The organism is Rhodococcus sp. (in: high G+C Gram-positive bacteria), from assembly GCF_049286785.1.
GTDB lineage: Bacteria > Actinomycetota > Actinomycetes > Mycobacteriales > Mycobacteriaceae > Rhodococcus_F.
Map to the genome: position 1 here is coordinate 1 of NZ_JBAQEO010000257.1, position 9,845 is coordinate 9,845.

Below are 9,845 nucleotides of genomic sequence, written 5' to 3' on the forward strand. Positions count from 1 at the left end.
CCCTGAACGTCGGGAAGATCCTCGGCACCCCACTTCCGGAACTTCGCTCCGTCGTCCTCGAGAAGTTCTCGAAAACGGAGGGATGCACGCACCTCAACGACGCCATGCGCGCGCTCGCCGAAGTGCCGGTTCACCGGATCGCCGAGGGTGCTCAGGCGACCAGCACGCGCACGGTTTCCGCGACACAGGCAGGTTTGCTTGCGCCCTCGATCTCGACGGTGTACTTGACGACCACCTGCGCGCCCTTGGGGGTGCGCTCGAAGGAAGAGATCTCACCGCCGACCCGCACCTTCGCTCCGACCTTGACCGGCTCGGGGAAGCGGACCTTGTTCAGTCCGTAGTTGATCGCGAGCTTGACGCCCTCGACACTCATCAGTTCGGCACCGAGTTTCGGCAGCAACGACAGTGTGAGGTACCCGTGAGCGATGGGTGCGCCGAAGGGGCCGTCCTTCGCCCGCTCGGGATCGACGTGTATCCACTGATGGTCCCCGGTGGCGTCGGCGAACAGATTGACGCGGTCCTGGGTGATCTCGAACCAGTCGCTGTACCCGAGGTGCTCGCCTACTGCCGACTCGATCTCGTCGATTCCCTGAAAAACGCGCATGGTTGTCTCCCTGTTCGGTGTGTGAAGGCGCGGTCAGCGTCCGCCGCGGCGGAGCGTCACGCGATAGGTGTAGTGCTCTGGCAGAAAGTAACTGACGGCCAGCTCGTTTGCCTGATTCTGAGCATTCGAGTACAAACGGTCGACCCGCAGCATCGGATGACCCGTGTCGCAGTCGAGCGCCCGCGCGACGTCCTCGGTGGCGGGGGCGACCGTGATCGACTGGGCCGCTTCGGTGATGGGGCTGGCAAGATGGGGTTCCAGCAGCCCGATGATGGTGTGGGAACTCACTGCCCCCTCTGCCATCTCCGGGTCGGCGATCACGTGGCGCGCGATCTCCTCCGGCAGATACACGGTGGTGTGGACGAACGGCACGCCGTCGTGCAGTCGCCGGAACACAAGGGTGTAGACCAGGTCGGTGTCGAGGCGCAGCCGACTGGCGGCCTCGATGTCGACGCGGCGCCGCAACGGCGACACCACCTCCATAGTGGTATCGGTCGACAGGTTCATCAGATCCTCGATGGAACCGAGCTGCCGCAGGTACCGGCCGTCCGATTCGGTGGCGAAGGTGCCGCGCCCGGGAATCCGGTACACGATGCCCTCCGCCACCAGGTCATGAAATGCGCGACGCACGGTCTGACGGCTGACACCGTGCTGGTCGGACAGCTCCGACTCGGTGGGGAGACGAACGCCGCCACTGAACTTGCCCGCGGCGATCTGCTCGCGCAGCTCCCTCGACACAAGCTGGTATGCCGGCTCCGTCTCTCGTTCCCTACCGTTCATCGCGCACCGATCCTACTTGCCGATATCCGGTCTACAGACCGCCTCGCGCCACCAGTTGTGCGGCGATGACGTTGCGCTGGATCTCGTTCGTGCCCTCGCCGACGATCATCAGGGGGGCGTCCCGGAAATAGCGCTCCACGTCGTACTCGGTGGAGTATCCGTAGCCGCCGTGGATGCGGACCGCGTTGAGCGCGATCTCCATGGCCACCTCGGATGCAAACAGCTTGGCCATGCCGGCCTCCATGTCGCAGCGTTCGCCGCTGTCGTACTGTTCGGCGGCGTGCCACGTGAGCTGGCGGGCGGCGGTGAGCTTGGTGGCCATGTCGGCGAGGTAGTTGCCGATGGACTGGTGCTTCCAGATGGGCTTGCCGAAGCTCTCGCGCTGCTGCGCGTACTCGAGGGAGTCTTCGAGCGCGGCCGCGGCGACACCGAGGGCGCGGCTGGCGACCTGGATACGGCCGGTCTCGAGCCCCTTCATCATCTGTCCGAAGCCCTTGCCCGGCGTCGCACCGAGGATGGCACTTCCCGGGACACGGTAGTTGTCGAACGAGATCTCACAGCTCTCGACGCCCTTGTAGCCGAGCTTGGGCAGGTCGCGGGACACATTGAGGCCCGGGCCGTGCTCGGCGAGAACGATCGAGATACCCGCGTGACGGGGACTGGCCTTGGGATCGGTCTTGCACAGTAGCGCGATGAGCCCGGAGCGGCGGGCGTTGCTGATCCAGGTCTTGGCACCGTTGATGACCAGGTCGTCACCCTCGCTCTTGGCGTTGGTGGTCATGGCCTGCAGATCGGATCCGCCGCCCGGCTCGGTGAGCGCCATCGTGGCCCGCAGCTCGCCGGTGGCCATCCTGGGCAGGTACTTCTGCTTCTGTTCCTCGGTGCCGAACAGGGTGAGCAGCTTGGCGACCACGGTGTGGCCACCCATCGCCCCGGCCAGGCTCATCCAGCCGCGGGCCAGTTCCTCGGTCACCTGGGCGTAGCAGGGCATGGACACCGGCGATCCGCCGAACTCCTCGGGCACGGCCAGGCCGTAGATGCCGATCTGCTTCATCTGGGCGATCCACTTTTCGGGGTACTCGTTGGCGTGTTCCACCTCCTGGACAGTCGGCTTCACATCCCGATCGACGAACTCCCGCACCGTCTGGACGAGGTACGCCTCTTCGTCGTTCAACTTGCCCATCACTCCACCTTCGAGTCGCGAAACTTTGTACGGCCATATTTGGGTAATGTGCGGTGAATGTCAACCCTTTGTGTTTGACAGCGCGACGCCCGACTGCCACGATCAGCGGCACAGCCAGTGGGAGAACGGCTCTTGCGTGGACGACCGCAGGTAGCCGGCTGGCCGTACAAATACAGCCCGATGGACTAAGGAACAGACAACAGTGCAGACCTCCACACGCAGACGCGCCGTCCTGGTGGCACCCGGATCCGACGAACGCAAGGCCGTCAAGGCACTCCGTTCGTCCGCCGACGAGGTGGTTCTCGACCTCGAGGACGCGGTCACCGCCGCCAACAAGGATGTGGCCCGCGAACTCGTGTGCCGCATCCTGAGCGAATCGGACGGCAGCCGTCCAATCTCGGTCCGCATCAACGCGCTGACCACCCCGTGGGCTCAGGACGATCTCGCCGCCTGCGCACAGGTGGGCGGAGCATTGACGAGCGTCATCGTTCCCAAGACGGAAACTGCACAGGACCTGATCGACGCCGACCGCGCCCTCACCGGGACGTCCATCGGACTGCAGGCTCTCGTCGAGACCCCGCTCGGTGTGCAGAACATCGGCGAGATCACCCGATCCACGGATCGACTCGACGCGGTCATCATCGGATACGCGGATCTCGGTGCGGCACTGGGACGTTCCCGCGCCGCACTGCCCGAGCACTGGCTCACGGTCCAGGACACAGTGCTGATCGCCGCCCGGGCCGCAGGCATCCAGGCCGTCGACGGCCCCTTCCTAGGCATCTCCGACGACGACGCCTTCCGCCACGCCGCCCACTGGACGAGCACCCTCGGCTTCGACGGCAAATGGGTCATCCACCCCTCACAGATCGGTTCCGCGACAGCCGCTTTCACTCCCACCGGCACCGCCGTGGCGGAGGCCCGACGCGTTCTGGATGCGCTCGCGACGGCGGAGGCGCTGGGCAACGGCGCCGCCCAGCTCGACGGACAGATGCTCGACGAGGCCGTAGCGGTGGCGGCTCGCCGCGTTCTCGCGCAGGTGGGTGCATGATGATCGCGACCGAAACGTACGTCGGCGGACCGTACTTCGACGAGCTCGAAGTAGGCCAGGTCTTCGATACCGCCCCCGCGGTCACACTCACCAGCGGGCTCACCGCCACCCATCAGGCCATACTCGGTGACCGGATGCGTTTACCCCTCGACGCGCACCTTTCCCAGGCGGTGACCGGCGGCGGGGCCGCCGTCGCGAACCCGGGGCTGGTCTGCGACATCGCCATCGGGCAATCCACGCTGGCAACACATCACGTGAAGGCCAACCTCTTCTATCGGGGTCTGCGATTCCACAGCTTTCCGCATCTGGGTGACACCCTTTACACCCGCACCGAAGTGGTGGGACTCCGGGAGAACTCGGCCAAGCCCGGTCGCGGGCCGACGGGCCTGGCAGCTTTGCGGATGACATCCACCGATCAGGACGCCAACACCGTCCTCGACTTCTACCGCTGCGCGATGCTGCCGCTCCGCGACAACGCCGACGAGAACCGGGTGCGCAAGGCGGATGATCTGTCCGCCGTCGGCCCGCAGACCGAGGAGCCGTTCACCGCTCCCGTCGGCTGGGATCTCGGCGTGTATCGGGACAAGGTTCCCGGCAACCACTTCTCTCCCGACCTCGAGGGCACCGTCTTCCGGAGCAGCGGCGACGTGGTGTCCAGCGCACCGGAACTGGCGCGCCTGACTCTCAACATCGCAGCAACCCATCACGACGAGCGGGTGGGGCAGGCCGGACGTCTCGTCTACGGCGGCCACACCATCGGGATCGCCCTGGGACAGGCGACGCGCGCACTGCCCAACCTCGTGACGGTCCTGGGCTGGAAATCGTGCGATCACACCGGCCCGGTCCACGAGGGTGACACTCTCACCAGCGAACTGCACGTCGAGAGCGTGGAACAGCTTCCCGATGGCGGCGGTGTCCTGCACCTGCGTTCACTCGTGTTCTCGCACAATACGAATGCATCCGGCACCCCCGTCCTCGACTGGCGCTTCAGCGCCCTCATGGCCTGAACATTCCCTCCCGAGGAGATTCCATCGTGACCCCAGACGCGCAGACGTCGTCCGCCCCTCTCGCCGGCCTTCGCATCGTCGAGGTGTCGAGTTTCGTCGCCTCCCCGCTGTGCGGCTTGACGCTCTCCCAGCTCGGCGCCGAGGTGATTCGCGTCGACCCGATCGGCGGCGCCTCCGACTACAACCGGTGGCCGGTCACCACGGACGGGCAGAGCATCTACTGGACCGGGCTGAACAGGGGCAAGCGGTCCGTCGCGGTGGACATGCGCAGTCCCGAGGGACAGCAGCTCGTGCAGAAGTTGGTCACCGCGCCGGGCAGCGGCGGCGGCATCCTGGTCACCAATTCCGGTGGCCGCGACTGGATGAGTCACGAGACGCTGCAGGCTCTGCGCGACGACGTGATCACGCTGGAAATCCTCGGCCGCCGCGACGGCACACCGGCCGTCGACTACACCGTCAATGCCGGCCTGGGGTTCCCGCAGATCACCGGCCCGGTGGAACACAGCGGTGTGGCCAACCACGTCCTGCCCGCATGGGACGTGGCCTGCGGCCTCTATGCGGCGCTGGACGTCACGGCCGCGGTCCGTCGTCGCGACCTCACCGGACGGGGCGCGAAGATCACCCTCCCACTGGAGGACGTGGCACTCGCCACCGCCGGAACCCTCGGTTACTTCACCGAAGTCCAGGTCAACGGCCGCGGGCGCGAGGGCACCGGCAACGCCGTGTACGGCACCTACGGCATCGACTTCGTCACCGGCGACGGTGGACGTTTCATGATCGTGGCCCTCACCCCCCGGCATTTCCGCGACCTCGTCTCGGTCACCGGAGTCGGTGCCGCAGTGGACGCGCTGGCCGGTGCACTCGGCGCCGATTTCACGCTCGAGGCGGACCGTTTCCGGCACCGCGAAGTTCTGACGGCGTTGTTCGCGCCGTGGTTTCGGGAGCACACCGCGGACGAGGTCGCCGGCGCATTGACCGCCACGTCCGTGCTCTTCGAGCGTTACCGCAGCTTCGAGGAAGTGGTGGCGTCCAAGGAGCTGGAGAACAACCCGATGTTCTCCTCGCTCGAGCAGCCACGGATCGGTACCTACCTGGCCGCCGGGCATCCCGGGCAGTTCGACGGCGGGCACTTCACGGTGCACAGTGCCCCCACCGTCGGCGACGACACCGACGCCGTCGTGCGGGAACTCCTCGGCGACTGAGGTCGGTCGGCCGTCACGACCCGGTCGTGACGTCGTCGACCAACCCCCACTCGAGGGCGGTCCGGGCATCGACGGCCCGGCCCGTCGCGCACAGCTCGAACGCCCGGTGCCGGCCGATGCGTCTGGGAACACTCACCGTGCCGCCGGCACCCGGTATCAATCCCATCCCCACCTCGGGCAGGCGGAAAACGGTGTCCGGGTGTGCGACGATCCGGCCGGCGAAGGCCGGGACCTCGATCCCGGCACCGACGCAACTGCCGTGCACTCGTACTTCCAATCGGTCCGACACCCGGTGCGCCAGCCGTCCTGCGCCGGCCCGGGTGCGGATCAGGTGTGCGGTCGCCAGATCCGGGGTGGTCCCGAACTCGTCGAGATCTCCGCCGGCGCAGAACGACGGCCCCGATCCGTCGAGCACCACGCGCTCGATCGTGTCGTCGAGTTCCGCGAGTTGCAGCGCGGCCACCAGCCCGTCGCGCACTTCGGTGCCGTACGCGTTGCGACGCTCGGGCCGGTTGAGCGTGACGAACAGCTCGTTGTCCTCCCGTCGCATCAGCACCGGTTCCTGCGGTGACAGCGGAGGCAGCGGCCGGGGCCCCCGCTTCTCCAGCCAGTGCCGGAAGCCCGGGGCGCCCAGAAGCGTCGAATACGCAAGTGATTCGACGTCGATCGCGGCGGGCACCGAGAGCGGCTCCGAGGCTTTCAGAACCTGCCCCAGAATCACCGCGGCGTGCGGATTGGCCAGTACCTCGGCGTGGAGCTGATCCAGCGAGGCCTGCGGGTCGTTCGCCGGTACCACCGAACGCACCGCCGCGAGGTCCATCCCGCCCACCGTCGTATCGAGCGCGGAGGCGAGCAGTGCCGCACCCGGCGGCATCCCCGCGCGGGTCCGGAACCCGACGAGCAATCGGTCGGTGAGAGCGATCTGTGCAATGGCCGCTGCCGCGAGAGCCTCGTCCGGCTCGTCATCGAGATCGACGACGAGCATCGGATCGTCCAGGTGAGTTCCACCCGCGCTCAGAAGCGGACGACCTGCGTGACCCTCCACCAGCTGCCGGGGCGTGATCCGGCCTACTTCGGGGGTCATCTGCTGGGCCTCTCTACCGAATGGACGCGACGAGTCTGTGCGAATCCGGAGCGTAGCATCGACCGCGTGGCGGCCCCTCCCAGCTCTGCTCCGGTTCCAGGAACCGCTGAACACATCGACCCGGTACGGGATTGGACAGAGAGCGGGATCGTCTCGCTCACGGGGCGTGCCGACGGCCCCCCGGTCCTGCCTCCCGGGATCGCGGCAACGCGGGCGCGGGAACTGTCCCGGCACATCGCAGCCGCGTCCGGTGTGGTGGTCGACGGTGCTCGTATCCTCGCCGAACGGGCGGCGTTTACCGGCCACACCCGCAATGGCGCAACCTCTGTCGGTGGCAGTTGCCGTCTCCTGGCGACCGTCGACGGCTGGGCCGCGGTGTCGTGCGCCCGGCCGGACGATCCGGTTCTGCTCGGCGCGTTGATATCCGAAGACATCACGGGCGACCCCTGGCCGCAGGTGCGGCAGTGGCTCAACGGTCACAGCGGCACCGAACTCGCCGAGCGCGCCGAGTTGCTCGGTATCGCTGCCGCGCCCGTACGGGTGCCGTCCGAGCCTCCGCCACTCCCCCGCCTCGGAATGCCCCGGTCGGTGAAAGACCTCCTCGTCGTCGATTTCAGCGCTCTCTGGGCGGGACCACTGTGCGCGCACCTGCTCGGGCTGGCAGGAGCACGAGTCGTGAAGGTGGAAACCCCGACCCGCCCGGACGGCGCCCGCAGTGGTAACGCCGAGTTCTATGCACTTCTCCACGGCGGGCATTCCTCGGTGGTACTGGACCCGCAAACCGCCGGCGGCAGGCACGCGCTCGCCGGCTTGGTGCGAGCCGCCGACATCGTCATCGAGGCCTCACGCCCCCGCGCCCTCGCAGGGTTCGGACTCGACGCCGAAGCCGAAGTAGCCCGCGGATGCACCTGGATTTCCATCACCGCGAACGGAAGGGACTCGGACCGCATCGGTTTCGGAGACGACATCGCCGCATCGAGCGGACTCGTAGCACGCGATACCGATGACGCACCACTGTTCGTGGGCGACGCGATCGCCGACCCGCTCACCGGGCTCACCGCTGCGGCACTGGCCATGTCGGCAGGCTCCGACGACGGCAACCTGTGGGACCTCTCGATGACGAACGTGGTCGCGTCCACGCTGCACGGAGGCGCAGCGGCTCTCCCGCGACGACAAGACGGATACTGGGTGCTCGACTGCGACACCGGTGTCGCCCGGGTCGAGGCGCCGCGACCCCGCGAGCCACACGGTGCGGTGTCCGAGAGCGGCGCGGATACCGCAGCCGTACTGGGTCGTCTGGGTATCGCATTGCCATGAGCCACATCCTGATCCGGAACTGTGAGGTGCGCGGACGAACGGGCGTCGACGTCCTCATCCGCGGTTCGCACATCGCCGACATCGGACGCGCATTGCCCTCCGGCAGAGCCGAAGTGGTAGAGGCCGGCGGCGGGGCGCTGCTACCCGGGCTCACCGATCACCACCTTCACCTCCACGCTCTGGCTGCCGACGCGACGTCGGTGCGATGCGGGCCTCCGCACGTCCACGACGGCGCAGAACTCGCCCGCGCACTGGCCGGGGCACCCGACGTCGGCGGTTGGGTTCGCGGCGTCGGATACATCGAAACTGTTGCCGGAGAACTCGATTCCGCGGCACTCGATCGGCTGCACGCTGCCCGGCCGGTGCGGATCCAGCATCGAAGTGGTGCGATGTGGGTTCTCAACGGGGCGGCCGCGTCTGCTGCCGGACTCGCCACCGGCGACCATCCGGGCATCGAACGCGACTCCGACGGCCTGCCGACGGGACGGGTGTGGCGCGCGGACGAGTGGCTTCGGGGACATCTGCCACGAACGGCACCACCGGCGTTGCGCGACATCGGCCGAACCCTGGCACGGTTCGGCATCACCGCGGTGACGGACGCGTCTCCCGACCTACCGGCACCATCGATCCGGGCCATCATCGGTGAGATGGAATCCGGCGACCTTCCCCAGCGCGTCCACCTTCTGGGCGCGCCCCTCGACCCGCCGGACGCGCGGGAGGGCACCACCCGTCTCACCGTGGGCCCCTACAAGATCGTGCTCGCGGATTCCGGACTGCCCGACATCACCGAGTTGGGCGAGGTCATCCGGCACGCGCACCACACGGGCCGCCCGGTCGCGGCGCACTGCGTCACCCGCGAGGCCCTGCTCATCTTCCTTGTGGCACTCGACGACGTCGGAGTACTGGACGGAGACCGCATCGAGCACGGCGCCCTCATACCCGAGGAAAGCATCGAAGGGTTGCACCGTCGTGGGCTGCGGGTGGTGACCCAGCCCGGTTTTCTCGCCGACCGCGGGGACCACTACCTCGACCACGTCGAGGAACGCGACCTCCCCGACCTGTACCGGTGCCGCACCCTGCTCGATGCCGGCGTTCCGCTCGCCCTCTCGAGCGATGCGCCCTACGGCCCACTCGATCCGTGGACCGTGATGTCCGCGGCTGTCCACAGACGCGCGCGTTCCGGTGCCGTCGTGGGCGCCGCCGAGCGTCTGACGGGAAGCGAAGCGCTGAGCGGCTATCTGGCGTCCACCGACGACCCGGGCGGACCGCCACGACGCGTCGAGGTGGGTGCCGTTGCCGACCTCGTACTCCTCCGTGCGCCGCTGCTCGACACACTCGGGATGCCGAGTTCCGAGCACGTGATCACCACGCTTATCGGCGGGGATCCGATCTACTCCATCACCACGTAGCTATACGTTCCGCGATCAGCCAGCGACCGTCTCCGCGGCGTTCGAAGCGATGGATGTAATCGCCCACGGCAATCGGAGATGGTGCCGGCGATGAATCATCGAAAACCTCGTACGCCGTGAAGATACATGCGCTTTCGGCTTGGTCGGCTCCGGTGCGCCAGAGACGAATGTTCGTCACCACGTGCTTGACCCGCCGCGACGTATCAGCGAC

Annotated in this window: 10 protein-coding genes and 1 pseudogene; 6 read left to right on the forward strand and 5 right to left on the reverse strand. The window is 67.5% G+C overall.

Translation table 11 applies throughout. The features are described from left to right. Window positions 1–17 precede the first annotated feature (17 nt). Window positions 18–116: pseudogene (locus WAW17_RS10365) on the forward strand (DUF2889 domain-containing protein); the annotation flags it as partial. 35 nt (window positions 117–151) lie between these two features. Here the strand turns inward: WAW17_RS10365 and WAW17_RS10370 are convergent. The 3 genes from WAW17_RS10370 to WAW17_RS10380 are packed head-to-tail and all read right to left on the reverse strand — an operon-like array spanning window position 152 to window position 2,567. Beyond that, window positions 152–604: a MaoC family dehydratase gene (locus WAW17_RS10370; RefSeq protein ID WP_422332899.1), complete on the reverse strand. Its 453-nt coding sequence runs from the start codon at window positions 602–604 to the stop codon at window positions 152–154. Between the two features lie 33 nt (window positions 605–637). Next, entirely contained in the window at window positions 638–1,384 is a 747-nt protein-coding gene (locus WAW17_RS10375; RefSeq protein WP_422332900.1) for a GntR family transcriptional regulator, read from the reverse strand. A 31-nt stretch (window positions 1,385–1,415) separates the two neighbouring features. After that, on the reverse strand, window positions 1,416–2,567 hold the full coding sequence (locus WAW17_RS10380; RefSeq protein ID WP_422332901.1) for an acyl-CoA dehydrogenase family protein: 1,152 nt from the start codon (window positions 2,565–2,567) through the stop codon (window positions 1,416–1,418). Window positions 2,568–2,769: 202 nt separating this feature from the next. Between WAW17_RS10380 and WAW17_RS10385 the strand changes: the two genes are divergently transcribed. The 3 genes from WAW17_RS10385 to WAW17_RS10395 are packed head-to-tail and all read left to right on the forward strand — an operon-like array spanning window position 2,770 to window position 5,824. Then, window positions 2,770–3,615 (forward strand): HpcH/HpaI aldolase/citrate lyase family protein, encoded by an 846-nt coding sequence (locus tag WAW17_RS10385; RefSeq protein WP_422332902.1) that lies wholly within the window; start codon window positions 2,770–2,772, stop codon window positions 3,613–3,615. Then, window positions 3,615–4,622: a MaoC family dehydratase gene (locus WAW17_RS10390; protein ID WP_422332908.1), complete on the forward strand. Its 1,008-nt coding sequence runs from the start codon at window positions 3,615–3,617 to the stop codon at window positions 4,620–4,622. Before WAW17_RS10385 ends, WAW17_RS10390 begins: the two co-directional genes overlap by 1 nt. 26 nt (window positions 4,623–4,648) lie before the next feature. Beyond that, the gene (locus tag WAW17_RS10395) at window positions 4,649–5,824 is read left to right on the forward strand and encodes a CoA transferase (RefSeq protein ID WP_422332903.1); all 1,176 of its coding nucleotides are present in this window, start codon (window positions 4,649–4,651) and stop codon (window positions 5,822–5,824) included. A gap of 13 nt (window positions 5,825–5,837) precedes the next feature. Here the strand turns inward: WAW17_RS10395 and WAW17_RS10400 are convergent, their stop codons facing one another. Then, window positions 5,838–6,908: an enoyl-CoA hydratase/isomerase family protein gene (locus WAW17_RS10400; RefSeq protein ID WP_422332904.1), complete on the reverse strand. Its 1,071-nt coding sequence runs from the start codon at window positions 6,906–6,908 to the stop codon at window positions 5,838–5,840. Window positions 6,909–6,974: 66 nt separating this feature from the next. On the opposite strand from WAW17_RS10400, the gene WAW17_RS10405 reads away from it, so the two are divergent. Together WAW17_RS10405 and WAW17_RS10410 are read left to right on the forward strand one after the other, a co-directional pair. Further along, window positions 6,975–8,225, forward strand: a complete 1,251-nt coding sequence (locus WAW17_RS10405) for a CoA transferase (RefSeq protein ID WP_422332905.1) — start codon at window positions 6,975–6,977, stop codon at window positions 8,223–8,225. Next, window positions 8,222–9,634, forward strand: coding sequence for an amidohydrolase family protein (locus WAW17_RS10410; RefSeq protein WP_422332906.1), 1,413 nt, complete (start codon window positions 8,222–8,224; stop codon window positions 9,632–9,634). Before WAW17_RS10405 ends, WAW17_RS10410 begins: the two co-directional genes overlap by 4 nt. Here the strand turns inward: WAW17_RS10410 and WAW17_RS10415 are convergent. Beyond that, a partial coding sequence (locus WAW17_RS10415) for a nuclear transport factor 2 family protein (RefSeq protein ID WP_422332907.1) occupies window positions 9,624–9,845 on the reverse strand: 222 nt, incomplete at its 5' end. The two genes, WAW17_RS10410 and WAW17_RS10415, sit on opposite strands and share 11 nt — an antisense overlap.

Bases quoted from the DNA above. Each gene is read 5' to 3' on its own strand.
- WAW17_RS10370 (WP_422332899.1), bottom strand. From the start codon at position 604: ATGCGCGTTTTTCAGGGAATCGACGAGATCGAGTCGGCAGTAGGCGAG.
- WAW17_RS10375 (WP_422332900.1), bottom strand. From the start codon at position 1,384: ATGAACGGTAGGGAACGAGAGACGGAGCCGGCATACCAGCTTGTGTCG.
- WAW17_RS10380 (WP_422332901.1), bottom strand. From the start codon at position 2,567: ATGGGCAAGTTGAACGACGAAGAGGCGTACCTCGTCCAGACGGTGCGG.
- WAW17_RS10390 (WP_422332908.1), top strand. From the start codon at position 3,615: ATGATCGCGACCGAAACGTACGTCGGCGGACCGTACTTCGACGAGCTC.
- WAW17_RS10400 (WP_422332904.1), bottom strand. From the start codon at position 6,908: ATGACCCCCGAAGTAGGCCGGATCACGCCCCGGCAGCTGGTGGAGGGT.
- WAW17_RS10410 (WP_422332906.1), top strand. From the start codon at position 8,222: ATGAGCCACATCCTGATCCGGAACTGTGAGGTGCGCGGACGAACGGGC.